This window comes from Streptomyces sp. WM6386, from assembly GCF_000972385.1.
Lineage (GTDB): Bacteria > Actinomycetota > Actinomycetes > Streptomycetales > Streptomycetaceae > Streptomyces.
The window spans coordinates 1-21,807 of sequence record NZ_JXTE01000086.1 but is presented as its reverse complement, the minus strand read 5'-3'; the positions used below and the strand labels follow the sequence as shown (position 1 = coordinate 21,807).

24 protein-coding genes and 1 riboswitch are annotated in these 21,807 nt (G+C 71.4%); of the genes, 14 read left to right on the top strand and 10 right to left on the bottom strand.

The annotated features are described in order from the left end of the window. A riboswitch (cyclic di-AMP (ydaO/yuaA leader) is annotated at positions 1 to 212 on the bottom strand. Between the two features lie 338 nt (positions 213 to 550). Further along, positions 551 to 859 carry a hypothetical protein gene (locus TN53_RS35680; RefSeq protein ID WP_046262963.1) on the bottom strand — a complete coding sequence of 103 codons (309 nt, stop codon included), beginning with the start codon at positions 857 to 859 and terminating at the stop codon, positions 551 to 553. 7 nt (positions 860 to 866) lie between these two features. Then, entirely contained in the window at positions 867 to 1,502 is a 636-nt protein-coding gene (locus TN53_RS35675; RefSeq protein WP_046262962.1) for an ATP-dependent Clp protease proteolytic subunit, read from the bottom strand. 64 nt (positions 1,503 to 1,566) lie between these two features. On the opposite strand from TN53_RS35675, the gene TN53_RS35670 reads away from it, so the two are divergent. Continuing rightward, positions 1,567 to 1,863, top strand: coding sequence for a type II toxin-antitoxin system Phd/YefM family antitoxin (locus tag TN53_RS35670; RefSeq protein WP_046262961.1), 297 nt, complete (start codon positions 1,567 to 1,569; stop codon positions 1,861 to 1,863). Between the two features lie 57 nt (positions 1,864 to 1,920). Here the strand turns inward: TN53_RS35670 and TN53_RS35665 are convergent, their stop codons facing one another. Then, positions 1,921 to 2,925: a hypothetical protein gene (locus TN53_RS35665; protein ID WP_052745368.1), complete on the bottom strand. Its 1,005-nt coding sequence runs from the start codon at positions 2,923 to 2,925 to the stop codon at positions 1,921 to 1,923. Positions 2,926 to 3,042: 117 nt separating this feature from the next. Between TN53_RS35665 and TN53_RS35660 the strand changes: the two genes are divergently transcribed. The 8 genes from TN53_RS35660 to TN53_RS35625 all read left to right on the top strand — a co-directional run bounded on the left by TN53_RS35660 (position 3,043) and on the right by TN53_RS35625 (position 10,192). Beyond that, entirely contained in the window at positions 3,043 to 3,690 is a 648-nt protein-coding gene (locus tag TN53_RS35660) for a TetR/AcrR family transcriptional regulator (RefSeq protein ID WP_046262959.1), read from the top strand. A gap of 111 nt (positions 3,691 to 3,801) precedes the next feature. Beyond that, positions 3,802 to 4,104: an urease subunit gamma gene (locus TN53_RS35655; protein ID WP_037782101.1), complete on the top strand. Its 303-nt coding sequence runs from the start codon at positions 3,802 to 3,804 to the stop codon at positions 4,102 to 4,104. An 11-nt stretch (positions 4,105 to 4,115) separates the two neighbouring features. Beyond that, positions 4,116 to 4,427 (top strand): urease subunit beta, encoded by a 312-nt coding sequence (locus TN53_RS35650; RefSeq protein ID WP_046262958.1) that lies wholly within the window; start codon positions 4,116 to 4,118, stop codon positions 4,425 to 4,427. After that, a complete protein-coding gene (locus tag TN53_RS35645) occupies positions 4,420 to 6,141 on the top strand; it encodes an urease subunit alpha (RefSeq protein ID WP_046262957.1) in 1,722 nt (573 codons plus the stop codon). Before TN53_RS35650 ends, TN53_RS35645 begins: the two co-directional genes overlap by 8 nt. Then, a complete protein-coding gene (locus tag TN53_RS35640; RefSeq protein ID WP_046262956.1) occupies positions 6,141 to 6,815 on the top strand; it encodes an urease accessory protein UreF in 675 nt (224 codons plus the stop codon). The genes TN53_RS35645 and TN53_RS35640 overlap by 1 nt, the downstream gene beginning before the upstream one ends. A 214-nt stretch (positions 6,816 to 7,029) precedes the next feature. After that, positions 7,030 to 7,707, top strand: coding sequence for an urease accessory protein UreG (ureG, locus tag TN53_RS35635; protein WP_046262955.1), 678 nt, complete (start codon positions 7,030 to 7,032; stop codon positions 7,705 to 7,707). After that, on the top strand, positions 7,695 to 8,477 hold the full coding sequence (locus TN53_RS35630; RefSeq protein ID WP_046262954.1) for an urease accessory protein UreD: 783 nt from the start codon (positions 7,695 to 7,697) through the stop codon (positions 8,475 to 8,477). The genes ureG and TN53_RS35630 overlap by 13 nt, the downstream gene beginning before the upstream one ends. Before the next feature lie 113 nt (positions 8,478 to 8,590). Beyond that, positions 8,591 to 10,192: an alpha/beta hydrolase gene (locus tag TN53_RS35625; protein WP_046262953.1), complete on the top strand. Its 1,602-nt coding sequence runs from the start codon at positions 8,591 to 8,593 to the stop codon at positions 10,190 to 10,192. A 36-nt stretch (positions 10,193 to 10,228) separates the two neighbouring features. Here TN53_RS35625 and TN53_RS35620 read toward each other — a convergent pair whose 3' ends face one another. From TN53_RS35620 to TN53_RS35600, 5 genes are all read right to left on the bottom strand, one after another. Next, positions 10,229 to 11,257, bottom strand: a complete 1,029-nt coding sequence (locus TN53_RS35620) for an NAD-dependent epimerase/dehydratase family protein (RefSeq protein WP_095046907.1) — start codon at positions 11,255 to 11,257, stop codon at positions 10,229 to 10,231. A 59-nt stretch (positions 11,258 to 11,316) separates the two neighbouring features. Then, complete coding sequence (locus tag TN53_RS35615) at positions 11,317 to 12,042, bottom strand: lysophospholipid acyltransferase family protein (RefSeq protein WP_046262951.1); 726 nt, start codon at positions 12,040 to 12,042, stop codon at positions 11,317 to 11,319. Between the two features lie 333 nt (positions 12,043 to 12,375). Further along, a complete protein-coding gene (gene rocD / locus TN53_RS35610) occupies positions 12,376 to 13,599 on the bottom strand; it encodes an ornithine--oxo-acid transaminase (protein WP_046262950.1) in 1,224 nt (407 codons plus the stop codon). Beyond that, positions 13,596 to 14,420, bottom strand: a complete 825-nt coding sequence (ddaH, locus tag TN53_RS35605) for a dimethylargininase (protein ID WP_046262949.1) — start codon at positions 14,418 to 14,420, stop codon at positions 13,596 to 13,598. Before ddaH ends, rocD begins: the two co-directional genes overlap by 4 nt. Before the next feature lie 124 nt (positions 14,421 to 14,544). After that, entirely contained in the window at positions 14,545 to 15,060 is a 516-nt protein-coding gene (locus tag TN53_RS35600; protein ID WP_046262948.1) for an Lrp/AsnC family transcriptional regulator, read from the bottom strand. 78 nt (positions 15,061 to 15,138) lie between these two features. Between TN53_RS35600 and TN53_RS35595 the strand changes: the two genes are divergently transcribed. The 4 genes from TN53_RS35595 to TN53_RS35580 are packed head-to-tail and all read left to right on the top strand — an operon-like array spanning position 15,139 to position 19,220. After that, the gene (locus tag TN53_RS35595) at positions 15,139 to 15,903 is read left to right on the top strand and encodes a LytR/AlgR family response regulator transcription factor (protein ID WP_046262947.1); all 765 of its coding nucleotides are present in this window, start codon (positions 15,139 to 15,141) and stop codon (positions 15,901 to 15,903) included. After that, complete coding sequence (locus TN53_RS35590) at positions 15,900 to 16,271, top strand: hypothetical protein (RefSeq protein ID WP_046262946.1); 372 nt, start codon at positions 15,900 to 15,902, stop codon at positions 16,269 to 16,271. The genes TN53_RS35595 and TN53_RS35590 overlap by 4 nt, the downstream gene beginning before the upstream one ends. Continuing rightward, the gene (locus tag TN53_RS35585; protein WP_046262945.1) at positions 16,268 to 17,980 is read left to right on the top strand and encodes a cation acetate symporter; all 1,713 of its coding nucleotides are present in this window, start codon (positions 16,268 to 16,270) and stop codon (positions 17,978 to 17,980) included. Before TN53_RS35590 ends, TN53_RS35585 begins: the two co-directional genes overlap by 4 nt. A gap of 34 nt (positions 17,981 to 18,014) precedes the next feature. Further along, complete coding sequence (locus TN53_RS35580; protein ID WP_046262944.1) at positions 18,015 to 19,220, top strand: sensor histidine kinase; 1,206 nt, start codon at positions 18,015 to 18,017, stop codon at positions 19,218 to 19,220. Positions 19,221 to 19,243: 23 nt separating this feature from the next. Here TN53_RS35580 and TN53_RS46995 read toward each other — a convergent pair whose 3' ends face one another. Together TN53_RS46995 and TN53_RS35570 are read right to left on the bottom strand one after the other, a co-directional pair. Next, positions 19,244 to 19,381 (bottom strand): hypothetical protein, encoded by a 138-nt coding sequence (locus TN53_RS46995; RefSeq protein ID WP_199924711.1) that lies wholly within the window; start codon positions 19,379 to 19,381, stop codon positions 19,244 to 19,246. A gap of 52 nt (positions 19,382 to 19,433) precedes the next feature. Further along, the gene (locus TN53_RS35570; RefSeq protein WP_046262942.1) at positions 19,434 to 21,281 is read right to left on the bottom strand and encodes a serine/threonine-protein kinase; all 1,848 of its coding nucleotides are present in this window, start codon (positions 21,279 to 21,281) and stop codon (positions 19,434 to 19,436) included. 134 nt (positions 21,282 to 21,415) lie between these two features. Here TN53_RS35570 and TN53_RS47565 point away from each other — a divergent pair. Continuing rightward, a partial coding sequence (locus tag TN53_RS47565; RefSeq protein ID WP_199924709.1) for a hypothetical protein occupies positions 21,416 to 21,807 on the top strand: 392 nt, incomplete at its 3' end.

Below are 21,807 nucleotides of genomic sequence, written 5' to 3'. Positions count from 1 at the left end.
CAACCCTTCGTCAGCCGCCTGTGAAGGATGACCTGTCGGATTCGGGCTGGCGAAGTTGCCCGGCCGCGTACTGCGGCTTCACCCCAAGGGCTGCTCGGAACGGCTGTTGACGGCCGATCCGGCGACCCGTCGTGCCTGGGTCCTCCACTCCTGCCGATCCACTCCTGTCGACCGGTCATCCGGGCGGCGGCAGGACTCGGCGTCCGCCCGGATCGCCCCGCCGCTGCGGCGGGGTCTTGTCGTCAGACAGGGATCTTCACGTACTCCACGCCGAAAAACCCAATGGAATCGGGGATTTGTGGCGTTACTCACCACTCACCCGTTCGGGTGGACACTCGTCTGTTCGAGGGAGCGTCGACAGGGTCGAGGACCCCCGGACCAGCGACGGAGGTACTCATTCCGGAGTCGGGCTACGCGCGTTGCGCAACCTTGGCGGCCCTGCCGAAGGAGAGGTGTCTACTCCAAACGGGGGTACACCGTTTGGTCCGTTTGAACGCCGGCCCGGACGCCTCGCCACGCGGTCGGGCGCGCCGGGCCGGTTGCCGTCACGTCAACTGTCGGAGTGCGGCGGCACCGTGACCCGGGCCGTGCGCCGCTCGCCGTCGAGCACCCGCAGTGCCCGCGCCAGGGTCATGGCGTGCACCTCGGTCTCGCCGCGCTGATGCATGGTCGCCAGCGCGTCGCGCAGCTCGGCGGCCTTCGCCACCAGCGCCTGGGCGGCCCGCAGTCCACGGTAGGTGTCACCGTGGTGCGCCGGGTTGATACGGCCGAGCAGGTCGACCGCCTCGAGATAACGGTCGATCAACTCGCCCTCGGCGCGCGTCAGGGCGGGCAGCGGAGGAAGCTCCGGTGGCAGCATCGCCCGCTCACCGGGCGCCGGGCGCGGTGCGCGACGCCTTGCGGCTGGGGATGACCTGGTCCACCAGGCCGTACTCCACGGCTCCTTGCGCGTCCAGGACCTTGTCCCGCTCGATGTCCGCGGTGACTTGCTCGTGGGTGCGCCCGGTGTGCCGTACGAGCATTTCCTCCAGGCGGAACCGGATGCGGCCCAACTCCTCGGCCTGGATGGCCAGATCGCTGGCCTGCCCCTCCACCGGCTGGGGCAGGGACGGCTGGTGGATCACCACGCGCGCTCCGGGCAGGGCGAACCGCCTGCCCGGGGTGCCTGCCGCCAGCAGCACCGCGGCGGTCGAGCCGGCCTGTCCCAGGCAGATCGTCTCCACGTCGCAGGTGACGAACTGCATCGTGTCGTAGATCGCCGACATCGCGCTGAACGAGCCGCCGGGGGAGTTGATGTAGAGGGAGATGTCCCGGTCCGGATCCTGGTACTCGAGGTGCATGAACTGGGCCATCACATCGTTGGCCGACGTGTCGTCGACCTGTGTCCCGAGGAAGACGATCCGCTCCTCCAGGAGCTTCGAGTACGGGTCCATCGTCCTCGAGCCGGAGCTCGTGCGCTCCGTGAACTCGGGCAGCACATAGCGGGCGGACGGTCGGGTCATGAGGCACCCCTCCTTCTGTGTCTGTAAAAAATGTACAGGACGTACGTGACGCTAGAATGGGGTCATGGCCTACGAGATTCCGGTGACGCAAGCCAGGGCTGAACTCGCCGACCTGATCAACCGCGTGGTGTACGGCGGTGAGCGCGTCGTCGTGACCCGCCACGGCAAGCCCCTCGTCGCCCTTGTCTCCGCCGCTGACCTGGAACGACTGGAGCGGCTCGCGGAGCCCGTCGGTCCGGCCGAGCTCGCCGAGGAGCAGGTGATCACCGCGGTCTCGGCGGTCCGGGAGGTCGCGTCCGCTCCCCGCGAACAGCAGCGCTTCGGCATCACGGCGCACCACCGGGGGACCGGGGCCTCCTGAGACACGAAAAGACCGTGCACCCACAGGGGTGCACGGTCATGGTCGCGAGGCGGTCCGTCAGCCGACCGGCGCGAGCTCTCGCTCCGCCACCAGGGCCTCGACGCTCTTCTTCCGGTCCTTGAGCGCGCTACCGAGCAGTACCGCGCCCAGGCCGAGCGTCGCCCACCAGGCCAGGGTCAGGGCGGGGCCCGTCGCTGCCGCGCCGTCGAAGTACGCCACCGAGCGCGTCAGGGTCGCGCTGGCGCCCGGCGGCAGCCACTGGCCGATCATGCCGGCCGGCTCGGGCAGCATCTGCGGCGCCGAGGCCGCGCCGGACCACGGGTTGCCGAACAGCATGACCACGCCGGCGACGATTCCCACGCCGGCGGTGCCGAGCAGGGCGGCGAGACCGGCGACGGCCCCGCTCACGGCCAGCGCCGTCAGTCCGAACACCCCGGCCTGTGCCCACCAGTCGCCCGCGATCACTCCGAGCCAGCTGTCCGCGACGCCGGCGGCGGCCACGCCGACCAGCGCGGAGGCACTCACCAGGACGATCACGGCACGCGTCCCGCGCAGCCCGCTGAAGGTCACCACCGCACCCGCCGCCATACCGGCCAGAGCCAGCGGCAGCACGCTCGCGGTGAGGGCGGCGCCGCGCGGGTCCGCGGCCGTGGCGGCCACGACGTCGACCGTCCTGACCTGCACGCCGTCGGTGGCCGCCTGCTCCACCACCGCCTGCTGGAGCAGCTGGGCGACGACCGGGCTCGCGGCCGAGGCGGTCAGCAGCTCCGGACCGTCGGCGGTGACGACGACCGCCCCGTATACGGTCCGGTCCTCGATGGCGTCCCGGGCCGCGGCCTCGTCCTTGTAGTGGTGGAGCTCGAACGCTCCCTCGTGCTGCGCCAGTTGTTTCTCCACCTGGGCGGTCGCGGCGGCGGGCCCGGCCACGCCGAGCGGCAGGTCGCGGGGTGCGGTGCGGGCGGCGGGCCAGGCGAAGGCCCAGAGGGCGAGCGCCGCGATGACCGGGACGAGGACGGCGACCGCGACCATGCGGCGGGCGTTCCCGGTGGGGGCGGTGGACATGGCGGTTTCCTTCCGAGCGGATCCAAAAAGAAGGATCGTTCGTTTTAGTTGTGTCACCACCGTCCTGCCGATGGGCGCCTCTTGTCAAGAAGGAACGTTCGTTTTAAGTTGGTGACCATGGCCCGCGTATCCCAGGAACACCTCGACGCCCGTCGCCGGCAGATCCTCGACGGCGCCGCGGTCTGCTTCACCCGCAACGGCTTCCACGCCACGTCCATGCAGGACGTACTGAAGGAGGTCGACCTGTCGGCCGGAGCGGTGTACCGCTACTTCAGCGGCAAGGAGGAGCTGATCGCCGCGGTCGTCGGGGAGGTGCTCGGCTCGGTCCGCGGAGCCTTCGAGGAGGCGTCGCACCAGAGCCCGCCCCCGCCGCCGGACGACCTCCTCACCCTGGTCCTCGGCCGGACCCTGGCCGCCCGGGAGAACCTGACCGTCGACGGCGGGCCCGCCTTTCCGCGGCTCGTCATCCAGGTGTGGGCGGAGACGCTGCGCAACAAGGAACTGGCGGTCGTGCTGCACGACGGATACGCCGGGGTGCGCCAGGCATGGACGCTGATCGTCGAGGGCTACCAGGACGCCGGGATGATGAGAGCCGACGTACATCCGGACCACGTGGCCCGCACGATGATCGCGGTCGCGGTCGGCTTCCTCGCCCAGCAGGCCCTCTTCGGCCCCGCCCCGGTCGAGATCCTCCGCGACGGTCTACGGGCGTTGATGAGCATGCCGGACCCGCGCACCGCAACCGATGGATCACGGCTCGGTTAACTTGCTTGAAATGCGGTCCAACTAGCCTGCCGCCACGCCACCAGGGACTTTGCCCCGGGGCGGAGGCAACCGGACCCCGCACGGTCCGGAGCGAGGACTGTGAGGTGGGACGTGCAACTGACCCCGCACGAGCAAGAGAGGCTGCTCATCCATGTGGCGGCCGACGTGGCCGAGAAGCGCCGGGCCCGGGGGCTCAGGCTCAACCACCCGGAGGCGGTCGCCCTCATCACGTCGCACATCCTCGAAGGCGCCCGTGACGGCCGTACGGTCGCCGAGCTGATGGCCTCCGGACGCAAGCTGCTCACCCGGGACGACGTCATGGAGGGCATCCCCGAGATGATCCACGACGTCCAGGTCGAGGCGACCTTCCCGGACGGCACCAAGCTCGTCACCGTCCACGACCCGATCGTCTGACGGGGGCTGCCGTGATTCCCGGAGAGATCCTTTTCGCCGAGGGCCCGATCGTCTACAACGAGGGCCGTGAGGTCACCCGTCTCACCGTCCTCAACGCCGCCGACCGGCCCGTCCAGGTCGGCTCCCACTACCACTTCGCCGAGGCCAACCCCGGCCTGGAGTTCGACCGTGCCGCCGCGCACGGCAAGCGGCTGAACGTCGCCGCCGGCACCGCCGTGCGCTTCGAGCCCGGGATCCCCGTCGACGTAGAACTCGTCCCGCTGGCCGGCGCCCGGATCGTGCCCGGACTGCGCGGGGAGACCGGAGGTGCCCTCGATGCCTGAGATATCGCGTGCCGCGTACGCCGACCTGTTCGGCCCGACCACCGGCGACCGCATCCGGCTCGCCGACACCGATCTGATCGTCGAGATCGAGGAGGATCGTTCCGGCGGGCCCGGACTCGCCGGTGACGAGGCGGTGTTCGGCGGTGGCAAGGTCATCCGTGAGTCCATGGGGCAGTCGCGTGCTACGCGCGCAGACGGCACCCCGGACACCGTCATCACGGGCGCGGTGATCATCGACCACTGGGGGATCGTCAAGGCCGACGTCGGCATCCGCGACGGCCGGATCACCGCGATCGGCAAGGCCGGCAACCCGGACACGATGGACGGCGTCCACCCCGACCTGGTCCTCGGCCCCGAGACCGAGATCATCGCGGGCAACGGGCGGATCCTCACCGCCGGCGCGGTCGACGCGCACGTCCACTTCATCTGCCCGCAGATCGCCGACGAGGCGCTGTCCGCCGGTGTCACCACGCTGGTCGGCGGCGGCACAGGCCCCGCCGAGGGCTCGAAGGCGACCACCGTGACGCCCGGACCCTGGCACCTCGCCCGCATGATGGAGGCGATGGAGCAGTACCCGCTCAACATCGGGTTCCTCGGCAAGGGCAACACCGTCTCCCACGAGGCGATGCTCTCCCAGATCCGCGGCGGAGCACTGGGGCTGAAGCTCCACGAGGACTGGGGCTCGACCCCGGCCGTCATCGACGCCTCGCTGACGGTGGCGGACCGGACGGGTGTCCAGGTCGCCATCCACACGGACACCCTCAACGAGGCCGGTTTCGTCGGCGACACGCTCGCCGCGATCGCCGGACGCGGCATCCACGCCTACCACACCGAGGGTGCGGGCGGCGGGCACGCGCCGGACATCATGACCGTCGTCTCCGAGCCGCACGTCCTGCCCAGCTCGACCAACCCGACGCGGCCCTTCACCGTCAACACCGCCGAGGAACACCTCGACATGCTGATGGTGTGCCACCACCTCAACCCGGCGGTGCCGGAGGACCTGGCCTTCGCCGAGTCCCGGATCCGGCCGACGACGATCGGCGCGGAGGACATCCTCCACGACCTCGGAGCGATCTCGATCATCTCGTCCGACGCCCAGGCCATGGGCCGCGTCGGCGAGGTCATCATGCGGACCTGGCAGACCGCCCACGTCATGAAGCGCAAGCGGGGCGCGCTGCCCGGGGACGGCCGCGCGGACAACCACCGGGTGCGCCGGTACGTCGCCAAGTACACGATCAACCCGGCGATCGCGCAGGGCCTGGCCCGGGAGGTCGGGTCGGTGGAGACCGGCAAGCTCGCCGACCTCGTGCTGTGGGAGCCCGCGTTCTTCGGGGTCAAGCCGCATCTCGTCGTCAAGGGCGGGCAGATCGCCTACGCGCAGATGGGCGACGCCAACGCGTCGATCCCCACCCCCCAGCCGATCCTGCCGCGGCCGATGTACGGCGCGATCGGGCGGGCGCCGGCCTCCAACTCGTTCAACTTCGTCGCCCCGCTGGCGATCGAGGACGGGCTGCCGGAACGGCTTCAGCTCGGGAAGCGGTTCGTGGCGATCGAGTCGACCCGTGGGGTCACCAAGGCGGACATGCGCGAGAACGACGCGCGGCCTCGGGTGCAGGTCGATCCCGACAGCTTCGCCGTGCACATCGACGGAGAGCTGGTCGAGGCCACGCCCGCCGCCGAACTGCCCATGGCCCAGCGTTACTTCCTGTTCTGATGTCCAGGGGAGCACTTCTCGTTCTGGCCGACGGCCGCTTTCCCGCCGGGGGGCACGCACACTCCGGCGGGGCCGAGGCGGCCGTCAAGGGCGGGCGGATCACCGGGGCGGCGAGCCTGGAGGCGTTCTGCCGGGGGCGGTTGCAGACGGCGGGGCTGGTCTCCGCGTCGCTGGCCGCCGCGGCCGTACTCGGGGTGGATCCCGTGGAGTTGGACGCGGCCGCGGATGCGCGTACGCCGTCGCCCGCGCTGCGGGTCGCCGCGCGAAAGCTGGGGCGGCAGTTGATGCGGGCCGCGCGGGCCACCTGGCCGTCGGGTGAACTCGACGCCCTGGCACGGGAGTTCCCCAAGGGGGCGCATCAGCCGGTGGTGCTCGGGGTCACGGCTCGGGCGGCGGGGCTCGATGCGGTCGATGCCGCGTACTGCGCGGCTTACGAGAGTGTGAGTGGGCCGGCTTCGGCGACGGTGCGGTTGCTGAGTCTCGATCCGTTCGATGCGACGGGGGTGTTGGCCCGGTTGGCGCCGGAGCTGGACCGTGTCGCGGATCGGGCGGTGGAAGCGGGTCGCAGGGTGCGGGGTGAAGGTGTCGGTGCCCTGCCCGCGGCTTCGGCTCCGTTGCTGGAGATCTCGGCGGAGTTGCATGCGGCTTGGCCTGTGCGGCTGTTCGCGTCGTAGCGGGTTTGATCGCCCCCGCCGCCCTTACCCGTTCCCATCCCCAGGGGCTCCGCCCCTTCGACCCCGCTGGGGCTCCGCCCCAGACCCCGATCGGCCCGAAGGGCCTCGTCCTCAAACGCCGGACGGGCTGATGAGGCGCCGTCGAGGTCACCCACCCAGGGGCGCGACCAGCCCCCACGAACCCGCACCCGACCACTACGTGTAGGAGCCGTACATGCACCTCGACCACCACCACGACGGCCCCGCCGCCCTCAGCGCGGACGCGCACCGTCCCGACGGCTCGCGGCGTGCTCTGCGTATCGGGCTCGGCGGGCCCGTCGGATCGGGCAAGACCGCCACCGTCGCCGCGCTCTGCCGTGTCCTGCGTGACGAGTTGTCCCTCGCGGTCGTCACCAATGACATATACACCCGCGAGGACGCCGAGTTCCTGCTGCGTGAGGCCGTGCTGCCGCCCGAGCGGATCACCGCCGTGGAGACGGGGGCCTGTCCGCACACCGCGATCCGGGACGACATCTCGGCGAACCTGGAAGCGGTGGAGGATCTGGAGGACGAGATCGGGCCGTTGGATCTCGTGCTGGTGGAGAGCGGCGGTGACAACCTCACCGCGACCTTCTCCAAAGGGCTCGTCGACGCGCAGATCTTCGTGATCGACGTGGCCGGCGGGGACGACATCCCGCGCAAGGGCGGCCCCGGTGTGACCACCGCCGATCTCCTCATCGTCAACAAGACCGACCTCGCCCCCTACGTCGGCTCGGATCTCGCGCGGATGGCGGCGGACGCCAAGGCGCAGCGGGCCGCACTGCCGGTCGTCTTCCAGTCGCTCAGGAGCGAGGCCGGGGTGGCGGACGTCGCCGCGTGGGTGCGTGCGCAGCTGGCCGCGTGGACGGCGTGACGGTGGGCGTGACGGGTGTGGCGGGCGTGAGGGCCACCGCGCGGATCGGGGCGCGGGACGACGGACGCGGTGGTACGTCGCTGCCGGTGCTGGAGGGCGACGGGCCGCTGGCGTTGCGGCGGACCAGGGGGAGTGCCGACGAGGCGCGGGTCATGCTCGTCGGTGCGATGAGCGGGCCGCTAGGCGGGGATCACTTCACCGTCGAGGCCGATGTGGCGGACGGGGCCCGGCTGCGGGTCGGGTCGGCCGCCGCCACCATCGCCCTGCCGGGACAGGCCAAGGGGGAGTCCCGGTACGACGTACGGCTCACCGTCGCCGACCGGGGTGAACTGCACTGGCTGCCGGAGCAGTTGATCTCCGCGCAGGGCAGCGAGCTGTACGTCACCACACGGGCCGACGTGGCGGCGACCGGGCGGCTCGTCCTGCGTGAGGAGCAGGTACTGGGGCGTGCCGCCGAGCAACCCGGTCGGCTCACCAGCCGTCTCACCCTGTGTGTGGCCGGGCGTACCGTCCTCGACCAGGAGTTGGCCTGCGGGCCCGGGGCGCCGGCCGGCTGGGACGGTCCCGCCGTGCTGGCGGGACATCGGGCCGTGGGGCAACTGGTCCTCGTACGGCCGGAGTTCGCCGCGGAGCCGGTCGCCGCGCGCGTGCTCGGGGACGGTGCCGTGGTCATGCCGCTCGCCGGGCCGGCCGTTCTGGTGAGTGCCGTGGCGCCGGACGCGCTGCGGCTGCGCAGGGTCCTGGACGAGGCGCTGGCCTCGCTCGGGTAGCGAACGCCCCTCTCCGTTTATCGGATTGGTAAAGAAGAGGCGACCACCCCTGTTCTCAGGCAGCGCACAGCCGCGAGGATCCCCTTGTCATCAACGACATAGGGGAGTTCCAGTTGAGGCACCACAGATCGACAAGGCGGGCCGCGGCGTTCGGCTCGGCCGGAGTGCTCGTCACGGCGACCCTGATAGCGGGGGCCGTCACGGCCCCTACCGCCAGCGCGAGTTCGGTCGGCCGCCACGGCCAGGACCGTGAGGCCCGCGGCGCCGCCATCGCCGCCGCCCGCGCCGAGAAGGCCGGGATCGACTGGCAGGACTGTCCCGCCGACTGGGGGCTCGAGAAGCCGATCCAGTGCGGCTGGGTCAGCGTGCCGCTGGACTACGCGAAGCCGGGCGGCAAGCAGATCAAGCTCGCCGTCGACCGGATCGGCAACACCGGGACCAAGGCCGAGCGCCAGGGCGCGCTCATCTACAACCCGGGCGGTCCCGGCGGTTCCGGCCTGCGCTTCCCGCGCCGGGTCACCACCAAGGCCCCCGTGTGGGTCAACACCTCCAAGGCGTACGACTTCGTGGGCTTCGACCCGCGCGGCGTGGGCCATTCGGCGCCCATCTCCTGCGTCGACCCGCAGGAGTTCGTGAAGGCGCCCAAGGCGGACCCGGTGCCCGACTCCGAGGCCGACAAGCTCGCCCAGCGCAAGCTCGCCCGTGAGTACGCGGAGGGCTGTGCCGAGCGCAGCGGCGAGATGCTGCCGCACATGACCACGCCGAACACCGCGCGCGACCTGGACGTCATCCGCGCCGCGCTCGGCGAGAAGAAGCTCAACTACCTCGGCGTCTCCTACGGCACCTACCTCGGCGCCGTCTACGGCACGCTGTTCCCGGGCCATGTCCGCCGTATGGTCGTCGACAGCGTCGTCAGCCCGTCGCGGGAGAAGATCTGGTACGAGGCCAACCTCGACCAGGACGTCGCCTTCGAGATGCGCTGGAAGGACTGGCAGGACTGGGTCGCCGCCAACGACGCCGCCTTCCACCTCGGCACCACCCGTGCCGCGGTGCAGGCGAAGTGGCTCGAACTGCGCGCCACCGCCAAGAGGAACCCCATCGGCGGGGTCGTCGGCCCGGCCGAGCTGATCGGCTTCTTCCAGGGCGCGCCGTACTACGACTCCTCGTGGATCCCGGTCGCCACCGTGTTCAGCAAGTACTTCGCCGGTGACACCCAGGCACTTGTCGACGCGGCCGCGCCCGACCTGTCCGACACGGCGGGCAACGCGACCTCCGAGAACGGCAACGCCGTCTACACGGCCGTCGAGTGCACGGACGCCAAGTGGCCCACCAGCTGGAAGAAGTGGGACCGCGACAACACCCGGCTGCACAAGGACTACCCGTTCCTCACCTGGGCCAACGCCTGGATGAACCTGCCCTGCGCGACCTGGCCGGTCAAGCAGCAGACCCCGGTGGACGTCAGGACCGGCAAGGGACTGCCCGGTGTACTGATCGTCCAGTCCGAGCGTGACGCGGCGACCCCGTACGGCGGTGCGGTCGAGCTGCACAAGCGGTTCAAGGGCTCCCGCCTGATCACCGAGAAGAACGCCGGCTCCCACGGCGTGACCAGCCTGGTCAACCCGTGCATCAACGAGCGGGTGGACTCCTACCTGCTCAGCGGCAAGCTGGACGCCTCCGACGTCACGTGCGGACCGCACGCGACGCCGAAGCCGTAACACCCGAGGGGCGGCCCCGGTCGGGCCGCCCCTCCTTCATGCCGTGAACCAGGCGTCCTCCGCCGCGTAGTCGAAGAGGTCGCCGTAGGACCGGAGCATCTTCGGGTACGCCTCCCGCCAGTCCCGCCCGGCCAGCTGCCGCTCGATCCAGGCGACGGTGTCGGGCAGCGTCTCGGCGTACCCGGCTACCGCCCGGTAGCCCAACTCCCGCTCGGCGGCGCCCATGTCGCAGACGACGGGTACGGGCGCCGACCACGGGGTGACCCCGACCGTGGGGGCCGGCGGCGGCCCCTCCACGAGCACGTCCTCCCGTTCCACCCCCATCACCGTGTCGATGGCCCCGGCGATCTCCGCCACCGTCGGCGCGTCGGGGTCGACGGCGTTGAGGACGCGGGTGCCCGGCTGCGCGGCGGCCAGCCGGATCAGTTCCGCGATGTTGAGGACGCTCGCCGGGTGGAAACGGCTCCTGCCGCCGTAGGCGAGGACGCGCCGAGTCCGCCCGTCGAGGTTGCGTTTGACGAAGTACAGCTCGCGGGGTGTCCCGCAGTACGGCCCGTGGATGGCCCCGGCGCGCAGCATCGTGGTCGGCAACCGGGCACCTGCAGCCAGGAGTTCGCGCTCCAACGCGGCCTTGCGGGTGCTGTACGACACGTCCCCCGGCTGAATGGTCCGCTGGTCCTCGGTGATCCACACCGGGTACTCGGGGAAGCCGTCCGGCTCGTCCTGGGTGTCGAAGTTACGGCCCTTGTCGTCCTCGTACACCGACACGCTGGAGATGACGACGGCGGACCCGACGCGATCGGCGAGGCCGGTCAACTGCCGTGCGTGCGCGGCCCCGTAGGCCACCATGTCGACCAGCACATCGCACCCGTCACCCACCGCGCCCGCGAGCGCGGCGTCGTCCTCACGATCTGCACGGGCGACCCGCACGTCCCCGGGCCAGCCCTCGTCCCGCCCGCCGCCCCTGGAGACGGCGGCCACCTCCCACCCGTCGCGGGCCAGCGCACCCACCGCCGCCCGGCCGATCTGCCCGGTCGCCCCGATCACCACAGCACGTCGCGTCATACGGCGACAGTACGACGGTCGACTCGGGGCGTCCCAGGGCCTTCTGCCGACAGCAGAGGTCAGCGCAGCGGGATCCGCGGGAACCGGCGTTCCTTCTCGGAGCGCTCCGCGGCTTCCGCGGCCTTCGCGACGGCCGCGTACTCGTCGACGTACTCCTGACCGGAGAGGTTGAGGATGGCGTAGATGATCTCGTCGGTGATGGCGCGCAGGATCGCCTTCTCGTTCTCCATGCCTTCGTAGCGGGAGAAGTCGAGGGGTTCGCCGAAGCGGATGGTCACGGGGTGGATGTTGGGGATGACCTTGCCGGGCGGCTGGGCCTCGAACGTGCCGATCATCGCGCAGGGGATGACGGGCACCCCGGCCTTCAGCGCCATCACCGCGACACCGACCTTGCCCTTGTAGAGCCGGCCGTCGTGCGACCGCGTGCCCTCCGGGTAGATCCCGAGCAGCTCGTCCTTGCCCAGCACACCGAGACCCTCACGGATGGCGGCCTGGCCGGCCTCCTTGCCGGTGCGGTCGACGGGGATCTGCCCGGCGCTGCGGAAGAAGAACGCGGTGAGCCGGCCCTTCACGCCCGGGCCCGTGAAGTACTCCTTCTTCGCGAGGAAGGTGATGCGGCGCTTGAGGATCGCCGGCATCAGGAAGTGGTCCGCGAAGGACAGGTGATTACCGGCGACGATCGCCGCCCCGGTCGCCGGTACGTGCTCGAGCCCCTCGATCCGGGGCCGGAAGACCAGTCTCAGCAGGGGTCCCAACAACACGTATTTGAGCAGGTAGTAGAACAACTGGACGCTCCTCACTCCGGCAAATCGGCTCAACCGCCGCGTTCCAGCAGGTCAACCGGCGTGTCGTGGGGGTGCCAGTCTATGTGTATGCGGGGACGCGCGGAACTGGGTCGCGAACGGCGGGGAGGCGACCGCGAGATCAGCCTGGTGCTACTGGCGGGTAGGCGGCAATGGGATCGCTCAGCATGACGGATTCGCGAGCATGGGTGGCGCAGACGAAGGTCTTGCGTCACGGTGCGACGACGGGCGGACGCCGCAACCCCGGACAGGACGGGGCCGGCTTCCCGTGACCTCCTGGAACGGTCACGGGAAGCCGGCCCCGTCGCCGGGCGCTCAGTCCCGAGTCAGCACCTTCTCCAACACCCCGAGCGCACCGCGGAGTTCATCCCCCGTGATCGTCAACGGCGGCGCCAGCCGGATCGTCGACCCGTGGGTGTCCTTGACCAACACGCCTTCGCGCATCAGCCGTTCACTGATCTCCCGCCCGGTCCCGAACACGGGGTCGATGTCGACGCCCGCCCACAGCCCGCGGGCCCGGAAGCCGAGGACGCCCTTGCCGACCAGCTCCGACAGACCGTCCCGCAGCACCACACCCAACTCGGTGGCCCGGCGCTGGAATTCGCCCGTCTCCAGGAGCTCGACCACGGCCATGCCGACCGCGGCCGCGAGCGGGTTGCCGCCGAACGTGGAGCCGTGCTCACCCGGTCGCAGCACGCCCAGCACATCCCGGCGGGCCACCACCGCGGACACCGGGACGATGCCGCCGCCGAGCGCCTTGCCGAGGAGCAGCATGTCCGGGACGACCGACTCGTGCTCGACGGCCAGCGTGCGGCCCGTGCGGCCGAGACCGGACTGGATCTCGTCCGCGATGAAGAGACAGCCCTTGCGGCGGGTCAGTTCGCGTACGCCGGTGAGGTAGCCCTCGTCCGGGATCACGACCCCCGCCTCGCCCTGGATGGGCTCCAGGAGCACCGCCGCGGTCGTGTCGTCGACCGCCGCCTCCAGTGCCGCCAGGTCGTTGTACGGCACGATCCGGAAACCGGGGGTGAAGGGGCCGAAGCCCGTGCGGGCCGTCTCGTCGGTGGAGAACGACACGATCGTCGTCGTACGGCCGTGGAAGTTCTCCGCGGCCACCACGATCGTCGCCCGGTCCGCGGGGACACCCTTCACCTCGTACGCCCACTTGCGCGCCACCTTGATGGCGCTCTCGACCGCTTCGGCGCCGGTGTTCATCGGCAGCACCATGTCGAGACCCGTCAACTGGGCCAGGCGCTGGGCGAACTCGGCCAGCCTGTCGTTGTGGAAGGCCCGCGAGGTGAGCGTCAGACGGTCCAGCTGGCGGTGGGCCGCCTCGATCAGCGCCGGGTGGCGATGGCCGAAGTTGAGGGCCGAGTAGCCGGCCAGCATGTCCAGGTAGCGGCGGCCCTCGACGTCCTCCACCCAGGTGCCCTCGGCGTGGGCGACGACCACGGGCAGGGGGTGGTAGTTGTGCGCCAGCACCGGTTCCTCGGCGCTGATCAGATCGGCGGAGGAGCGCGTGTGTACGGCAGCGGTCATGAGCGGATCTCCTGGGTGCAGCACTTGATGCCGCCGCCGGCCTTGTGGAACTCGGAGAGGTCGACGGGGACGGGGACATAGCCGTGGTCGTCGAGGCGCGCGGCCAGCGCCTCGGCCTGCGGTGCGATGAAGACATGGCGGCCGTCGGACACCGAGTTCAGTCCGAACGCCATCGCGTCGTTGCGGGTCGCGAGCACCGCGCGGGGGTACAGCCGTGCGAGTACCTCGCGGCTGCCGGGCGAGAACGCCTCCGGGTAGTACACGATGTTGTTCTCGCCCTCGGAGTCGTCCAGGACGAACAGCGCGGTGTCCAGGTGGTAGAAGTGCGGGTCCACCAGCGTCAGGCTGATCACCGGGTGGCCGAAGAACTCCTGTACCTCGCGGTGGGCCTCCCGGGTCGTCCGGAAGCCGGTGCCGGCCAGTACGTACCGGCCCGTCCAGACGAGATCGCCCTCGCCCTCGCAGACGGACGCCGGGCGGTGGACCTCGTAGCCCGCCGTCTTGAACCACAGGTCGTAGTGCGTGGACTCGGGGCGCCGCTCGGGCGCGTGGAACAGTGAGCCGAAGACACGGCCGCCGACGACGACCGCCGAGTTCGCGGCGAAGACCATGTCCGGGAGACCGGGGACCGGATCCAGGGCGTCGACGGCGTGGCCGTGGGAGCGGTAGGCGCCGATCAACGCCTGCCACTGTTCCTGGGCCAGGTCCACGTCGACGTGGGTGTCGGGATGCATCCAGGGATTGATCGCGTACTGCACGGCGAAGTGTCTGGGTTCGCAGACGAGGAAACGCCGTCGGCGCGGCACACGGGAGTCGGACACAGAGGGGTTCCTCCGCTTCCTGCGGTGTCTACTGAGGGTTGACACCAAGGTAAGAAGTGGCGGTCACGCCCGACAAGCAACAAGAATTGCGTGTCTGCGCAGGAATGCTGCGTCTTTCTCCGGTTCAACGCAGTTCTGATGCGCGCTTCGAGGTTTCGACCGGTGCGGGCTGGCTCGCCCCCGCCTCCGGGCTCTCCGGGATCAGATGGGACAGCACCATCACGCTGATCGTCTTGCGGATGAAGGGCTCGATCCGGATCCGCTCCAGCACCTCCTCGAAGTGCTCCACGTCCCGCGCCCGCACATGCAGCAGCGCGTCCGCACCGCCCGTCACGGTCATCGCCGCGGTGATCTCCGGATGGTTGCGCACCACCTCCGCGAGCCGCCGCGGCGGCGCCGCACCCTCGCAGTAGACCTCGACGTACGCCTCCGTGCGCCAGCCCAGCGCCGACGGCTGCACCGTGGCCGTGAACCCGGTGATCACGCCGGTCTCGCGCAACCGGTCCACGCGCCTCTTGACCGCCGTGGAGGACAGCCCCACGGCCGTGCCGATCTCGGCGAAGCTCGTCCTGGCGTTCGCCATCAGAGCGGTGATGATCTTCCGGTCGAGCTCGTCGAACGATGCGGGCGCGCTGTGCATGTCGGCACTGTATCCAGCGCGAACGTCCATACCTCGGCACGTGTGCAGACGTGCGAATTGCTCCTACACTCCGGGTTCATGCTGCGCGCCCTGGCTGTCGACGACGAACGCCCCTCGCTGGAGGAACTCCTCTACCTCCTGAACGCCGACCCCCGGATCGGTACCGCGGAGGGCGCGGGCGACGCGACCGAGGCGCTGCGCCGCATCAACCGGGCCCTGGAATCCGGACCGCACGGCCCCGAGGCGATCGACGTCGTCTTCCTCGACATCAACATGCCCGGCCTCGACGGCCTCGACCTGGCCCGGCTGCTCACCGGGTTCGCCCGGCCGCCGCTGGTCGTGTTCGTCACCGCCCACGAGGACTTCGCCGTACAGGCCTTCGACCTCAAGGCCGTGGACTACGTCCTCAAGCCCGTCCGCAGGGAACGCCTCGCGGAGGCGGTCCGTCGCGTCGTCGAACTGCGCGCCGCCGAGATCCGCGGCACCGCCCCGCGCATCCCCGTCAGCGAGCCCGACCCCGACCACATACCCGTGGAACTGGGGGGCGTGACCCGTTTCGTCAGCGTCGAGGACATCACCCACGTCGAGGCCCAGGGCGACTACGCCCGGCTGCACACGACCAAGGGCAGCCACCTCGTCCGCATCCCCCTGTCCACCCTGGAGGAGCGCTGGCGCTCCCGCGGATTCGTCCGTATCCACCGCCGCCACCTGGTCGCCCTGCGCCACGTCGGCGAACTGCGCCTCGACGCCGGCACCGTCAGCGTCCTGGTCGGCTCCGAGGAGCTCCAGGTCAGCCGCCGCCACACCCGCGAACTGCGGGACCTGCTGATGAGGAGGCCGTGACGGTGCCCCAGAACCAGAACCCCGCCGAACGCCGGGTCGTCGTCACCGGCCCGCCCCGGCAGACCCGCCGCGTCCCCGGCTACAACCGCCCCCGCACCGAGATCGACGAGCAGACCACCCTCGGCCACACCTACGTCCGCTCCCTCATGCGCACCCAACTGCGCGCCGCCCTCACCGTGTTCGCCGTCCTCGGCCTGCTCGTCGGCCCGCTCCCGCTGCTCTTCGCCGCGATGCCGGACGCCCGCCGCGTGGAATGGGCGGTCCTCGGCTTCGGCCTGTACGTTCCGCTGGTGCTCCTCGCCCGCTGGTACGTGCGGCGGGCGGAGCGCAACGAACGCGACTTCGTACGCCTCGTAGAAGACCGATGAACTCCGGTTACGCCGTTCCGGCCGTCGCCCTCGTCGTGATCGCGACCGTCCTCGTCGGCGCCTTCGGCCTGCGCATCTCCCGCACCACGTCCGACTTCTACGTCGCCTCGCGCACCGTCGGCCCCCGTCTCAACGCGGCCGCCATCAGCGGTGAGTACCTCTCCGCCGCCTCCTTCCTCGGCATCGCGGGCCTGGTCCTGGTCCAGGGCCCCGACATGCTCTGGTACCCGGTCGGCTACACCGCCGGCTACCTCGTCCTGCTGATCTTCGTCGCCGCCCCGCTGCGCCGCTCCGGCGCCTACACGCTGCCCGACTTCGCCGAGGCCCGGCTCGCCTCCCAGGCGGTACGACGGCTCGCGGGGGCCTTCGTCGTCGGCGTCGGCTGGCTCTATCTGCTGCCCCAGCTCCAGGGCGCCGGGCTCACGCTGACGGTCCTGACCGGGGCGCCCGACGGGCTCGGCGGAGTGATCGTCGCCGTCGTCGTGGTCGCGACCGTCGCAGCGGGCGGCATGCGCAGCATCACCTTCGTGCAGGCCTTCCAGTACTGGCTCAAGCTCACCGCGCTGCTCGTCCCCGCCCTCTTCCTCGTCCTCGCCTGGCAGGGCGACGGCGCCCCCACCCACGCCTTCGAGGAACCGGCCACCTTCCGCGAACAGCGGGTCGTCCGCGTCGACGACAGCCTCGACCTGAAACTCGACCGCCCGCTGACCGTCACGGTCGAGGGCACCGTCGACGGCCGCACCCACGAGGACACCGAACTCCACCTCCCCGCCGGCACCCACCACATCGACGCCGGCACCCGGCTGACCTTCGCCCAGGGCGCCCCCGTCCCCGAGGTCGACCGCAACAGCGGGGCCGGCCTGTCGCCCTCCCAGGCCGAGACCCGCGGCGAACGCCCGCTGTACGCCACGTACGGACTGATCCTCGCGACCTTCCTCGGCACCATGGGCCTGCCGCACGTGGTGGTCCGCTTCTACACCAGCCCGCACGGCGTCGCCGCCCGCCGTACCACCGTCGCGGTCCTCGGCCTGATCGGCGCCTTCTACCTCCTGCCGCCGGTCTACGGAGCCCTCGGCCGCCTGTACGCCCCCGAACTCACCCTCACCTCGAACGCGGACGCCGCCGTCCTGCTGCTGCCCGACCGGATGATCGGCGGCCTCGGCGGCGACCTCCTCGGCGCACTGGTCGCCGGGGGAGCCTTCGCGGCGTTCCTGTCGACCGCCTCGGGGCTGACCATGGCGGTGGCGGGCGTGCTCACCCAGGACGTGCTCCCGTCCCGCGGTGTACGGCACTTCAGGCTCGGCACGGTCCTCGCCATGGCCGTACCGCTGGCGGCGAGCGTCATGGTCGGAGGCCTGCCGGTCGCCGACGCGGTCGGGCTCGCCTTCGCGGTGTCGGCCTCCTCCTTCTGCCCGCTGCTCGTCCTCGGCATCTGGTGGCGCCGTCTGACCCCGCCGGGCGCGGCCGCCGGGATGCTGGTGGGCGGCGGCTCCGCCCTGGTCGCCGTGGCCGCGACGATGGCCGGTTTCCCCGGCACCGGAGCGCTGCACGCCCTGCTCGCCTGGCCCGCCCTCTGGTCGGTACCGCTGGCCTTCCTCACCATGGTCCTGGTGTCCCTGGCCACCCCGGGCCGGGTGCCGGCCGGAACGGCGGCGATCCTGGCGCGTTTCCATCTGCCGGAGGAGCTGCGGGCGGAGGTGAAGGCATGAGGACATCCCTGACAAGCCTGATCGGGGTGGTCGTATGAGCGGATTCCTCGCCGGCCTCTGTGTCGCCATCCTCCCCCTGCTCGCCGCCGGCTTCTGGCTGGGCCGCCGGACCGCGCGCCCCGAGAGTCTGCGCGGCCTCGGCACCCCCGTCGAGCACGCCACCTTCGAGACCCTGCACACCGCCTCCCTCGCCGCGCCCCCGCTCAGGGCGGGCCTCACCGAGGAGACCGCCGGCAAGTCGGCCCGCCGGCTGCGCACCCTCCTCGGCACGGACGCCCTGTGTCTGACCGACCAGAAGGCGGTACTGGTCTGGGACGGCATCGGCGGCCACCACCGTGCCCAGATCATGGAGCGGCTCGCCGGACCCCTGGAGACCGGCCGCGGCGAGGCCTTCCCGCTGACCTGCGACCACCTCGACTGCACGGTCCGCTGGGCCGTCGTGGCACCGCTCACCGTCGACGACCGGATCCACGGAACCCTCGTCGCGTTCGGACCCCACGAGTCCGCCGTCCTCGTCCGGGCCGCCGGGGAAGTCGCCCGCTGGATCTCCGTCCAGCTCGAACTCGCCGATCTCGACCAGTCCCGCACCCGCCTCATCGAAGCCGAGATCAAGGCCCTGCGGGCCCAGATATCCCCGCACTTCATCTTCAACTCGCTCGCGGTGATCGCGAGTTTCGTCCGCACCGACCCCGAGCGCGCCCGCGAACTGCTCCTGGAGTTCGCCGACTTCACCCGCTACTCGTTCCGCAGGCACGGCGACTTCACCACCCTCGCCGACGAACTCCACGCCATCGACCACTACTTGGCGCTGGTCCGGGCCCGTTTCGGCGACCGCCTCTCCGTCACCCTCCAGATCGCCCCCGAGGTGCTGCCGGTCGCCCTGCCCTTCCTCTGCCTGCAACCGCTCGTGGAGAACGCCGTCAAGCACGGCCTGGAAGGAAAAGCCGACAAGGCCCACATCAGCATCACCGCACAGGACGCCGGCGCCGAGGCGCTCGTCGTCATCGAGGACGACGGCACGGGAATGGACCCCGCCGTGCTGCGCCGCATCCTCGCCGGAGAGGTCAGCCCCTCGGGCGGCATCGGACTGTCCAACGTCGACGACCGGCTCCGCCAGGTCTACGGCGACGACCACGGGCTCGTCATCGAGACCGCCGTAGGGGCGGGAATGAAGATCACCGCCCGGCTGCCGAAGTACCAGCCGGGGGTGCACTCCGCCGGGCGCCTGAGTCGCGAATAGGGCTCAGGTACTGCGCGTGGCCCTCAGGTACTGCGCGTGACGACCATCCCTAGGGTGATCAGGCCCAGCACGACCCAGCCGAACCACAGCCAGCCGTTGCTGCCGAGCGCCACCGTGTAGGCCGTCACCACGACGAGACCGCCGACGGTGAGCACCCCCATCGTTCTGGTCGAGCCATCCGTAGAACCGGTACCGGGCATCGCAACACCCTCCTCAGGATTGGTCTCCCTCCATGGTGCCCCCGTTCTGCTTCCTGACGGTGCAGACGACGAAATGCGTGCCCGCCTTCCAGGGACCTTCGCTCGTCCAGGAGCCCGCCGTGTACACCGACGGGTCGAAGCCGTAGTCCCGTGGCGGCACCTCCTGCCCACACGCCACGTCCGACTCGGTGCGCGCCTCATCGAGCGTGACATCGGCACCCAACCGGGTGAATCCGAGCACTTCCTCGTCGTGCGCCCCCGCACAGGACACCAGCCGGGCGGACCGGTTGGACCGCACGTCCAGACAGTCCCGCTTCTGCATGTTCGACACGTCGGAGAACGCGGAGCCGGGCCTGCGGTGATCGCCGAGCGGCCCGTACACCGGCCCGTGCGCGCCCAGCACCAGACAGGCGCTGCGCTTCCCGGCGGCCACGAAACCGGCCTCGGTCGGCACGACGGCGACGCTCCGCACATCCGCCAGCCTCCCGCGGAGCGCCTCGGTCCGCTCCTCGCACCCCGCCGGGCCCCGTTCCCGGGCCTCGGCGGCGGACGCGGCCCCGACGAAGGCCAGCACCTGCCCGTCGGCCGCACTGCCGCAGCCGGACTCCAGACGCAGCCGCGGAGTGCCCTTGAAGGCGCCTGTGTCCCCCCAGTCGGCCAGCACGCAGTCGCCGTCCTTGAGGGGCTGGGAGAGCCCGATCCGGGTGCCGTACGGCTGTGCGGTCCCGCCCTCCTTCCCGTCGGCGGGCGGCTGCTGGGCCACGGCGTACCAGGCCCCGCCCCCGGCGATGGCCAGCCCCAGCAGACCGGCGAGGGCGGAGTGCAGGGCCCGGGGGCGGGTGCGCCGCCTGCTGCCGCCCGACGTGACCAGGGGCCCGAACCCCTCGGGGACGGCCGGCGCCGAGGGCACCGGTACGGGCGCAGGCGGCATGGGCCGGGCCCAGGGCGGCTGCGATCCGAGGTCGGTCTGGGTCCGGGCGTGGGCCTCCGCCTGCGACGCGACGAGCCGCGACAGCGCCGCCTCCGTCTGAGCTGCGGTGATCCGCCGTCCCGGGTCCTTGACCAGCATCGCCTCGAGCACGGGGCCCAGGGCGCCGGCCCGCTGCGGTGGCCGCGGCTCGTCCATGACCACCGCGGTGATCTCCGCGAAGTGCGACTCGCGGTCGAACGGACCGCGGCCCTCCACGGCGTGATAGAGCGTGCAGCCCAGCGAGAACAGGTCCGCGGCCGGGGTGGGCGATCCGCCCGTGGCGCGCTCCGGCGCCAGATAGCCCGCCGTGCCCACGAGCACGGACGTCAGGGTGTACCGCGTCTCGCCGGCGTCCGGCTGCACGGAGATGCCGTAGTCGGTGAGCAGGACACGGCCGTACGGCGACCCGGAGCGGTCCGGTGCGAGCAGGATGTTCGCCGGTTTCACGTCCCGGTGCATGACGCCCCGCTGATGCCCGGCGGTCAGCGCGTCCAGCACGGCCAGGCCGACACGGGCGCACTCCGCGGGCTGCAGCGAGCCACGCCGGGCGACCAGGTCGCGCAGGTCCACCGCGCCCGCCACGTACTCCATGACGATCCACGGCAGCCCCTCGTGCTCCAGTACGTCGTGCACGGTGACCACGTGCGGATGGCCGCGCAGCCCCGCCGCGTACCGGGCCTCCGCGCGGGCCCGCGCCACCCGGGCCTCCCGCTCGTGGCCGGCTTCCACCGCGTCCCGGAAGACGATCTCCTTGAGCGCGACCTCACAGGCGAGTCTCTGGTCGTGGGCGAGCCAGACATGGCCCATACCGCCGCTGCCGAGCTGTTTCAGCAGCAGATAGCGGCCGGCGATGACCCGGCCCACTCCCGACGTCGATGGTCCTGAAGGCATCCGGTGACTCCCGGGGTCTGCGGGGCGCCAGGCGCTCCGCTGGATGTGCGGTGCTTCGTCCGCGGGTCCGTCGTGGCTGGTCGAGCAGCCCCCGCGCCGGAGCCGCAGTAGGCTTCGCCGGCCCCGCTCAGACGGTGGCGTTTTCCGTGGGCCCCTCGGTGGCGGGCTCGCTGGTGGGCGGCTCGCTCGTGGCCGGTGCGCTGCTGGTGGCCGGCGCACTGGTGGTCGCCGGCGGCGGTGGCGCGCTGCTCGTCGTCTGCGGTGGCGCGCTCGTGGTCACCGGGGGAGGCGGTGGTGTGCTGGTCGTCTCCGGCGGAGACGTGGTCACGGCCGGGGGCGAGCCCGTGGCCGGTGGGCTGCTCGACGGGGGTGGTGACGGGCTGCCGCTCGACGGCGGGGGCGAGGTGCTGGGCGGCGGGCCGGACGAGGGCGGGGCGGACGACGGCGGGGGGGAGCCGCTGCCGCTGCCGGGGCCCGGGGTCGACGGCTCGGGGGTCGACGACTGCGGGGGGGTGGGGGGCGTGGG

What these genes read in the sequence shown, in the direction of transcription:
- TN53_RS35665 (WP_052745368.1), bottom strand. Translation starts at nt 2,925, where the DNA reads ATGTCCACCGCCCCCACCGGGAACGCCCGCCGCATGGTCGCGGTCGCC.
- TN53_RS35640 (WP_046262956.1), top strand. Translation starts at nt 6,141, where the DNA reads ATGTCCAGGGGAGCACTTCTCGTTCTGGCCGACGGCCGCTTTCCCGCC.
- TN53_RS35595 (WP_046262947.1), top strand. Translation starts at nt 15,139, where the DNA reads ATGCTGCGCGCCCTGGCTGTCGACGACGAACGCCCCTCGCTGGAGGAA.
- TN53_RS35585 (WP_046262945.1), top strand. Translation starts at nt 16,268, where the DNA reads ATGAACTCCGGTTACGCCGTTCCGGCCGTCGCCCTCGTCGTGATCGCG.
- rocD (WP_046262950.1), bottom strand. Translation starts at nt 13,599, where the DNA reads ATGACCGCTGCCGTACACACGCGCTCCTCCGCCGATCTGATCAGCGCC.
- TN53_RS35675 (WP_046262962.1), bottom strand. Translation starts at nt 1,502, where the DNA reads ATGACCCGACCGTCCGCCCGCTATGTGCTGCCCGAGTTCACGGAGCGC.
- TN53_RS35645 (WP_046262957.1), top strand. Translation starts at nt 4,420, where the DNA reads ATGCCTGAGATATCGCGTGCCGCGTACGCCGACCTGTTCGGCCCGACC.
- TN53_RS35580 (WP_046262944.1), top strand. Translation starts at nt 18,015, where the DNA reads ATGAGCGGATTCCTCGCCGGCCTCTGTGTCGCCATCCTCCCCCTGCTC.
- TN53_RS35670 (WP_046262961.1), top strand. Translation starts at nt 1,567, where the DNA reads ATGGCCTACGAGATTCCGGTGACGCAAGCCAGGGCTGAACTCGCCGAC.
- TN53_RS46995 (WP_199924711.1), bottom strand. Translation starts at nt 19,381, where the DNA reads ATGGGGGTGCTCACCGTCGGCGGTCTCGTCGTGGTGACGGCCTACACG.
- TN53_RS35570 (WP_046262942.1), bottom strand. Translation starts at nt 21,281, where the DNA reads ATGCCTTCAGGACCATCGACGTCGGGAGTGGGCCGGGTCATCGCCGGC.
- TN53_RS35660 (WP_046262959.1), top strand. Translation starts at nt 3,043, where the DNA reads ATGGCCCGCGTATCCCAGGAACACCTCGACGCCCGTCGCCGGCAGATC.
- TN53_RS35620 (WP_095046907.1), bottom strand. Translation starts at nt 11,257, where the DNA reads ATGACGCGACGTGCTGTGGTGATCGGGGCGACCGGGCAGATCGGCCGG.
- TN53_RS35680 (WP_046262963.1), bottom strand. Translation starts at nt 859, where the DNA reads ATGCTGCCACCGGAGCTTCCTCCGCTGCCCGCCCTGACGCGCGCCGAG.
- ureG (WP_046262955.1), top strand. Translation starts at nt 7,030, where the DNA reads ATGCACCTCGACCACCACCACGACGGCCCCGCCGCCCTCAGCGCGGAC.
- TN53_RS35600 (WP_046262948.1), bottom strand. Translation starts at nt 15,060, where the DNA reads ATGCACAGCGCGCCCGCATCGTTCGACGAGCTCGACCGGAAGATCATC.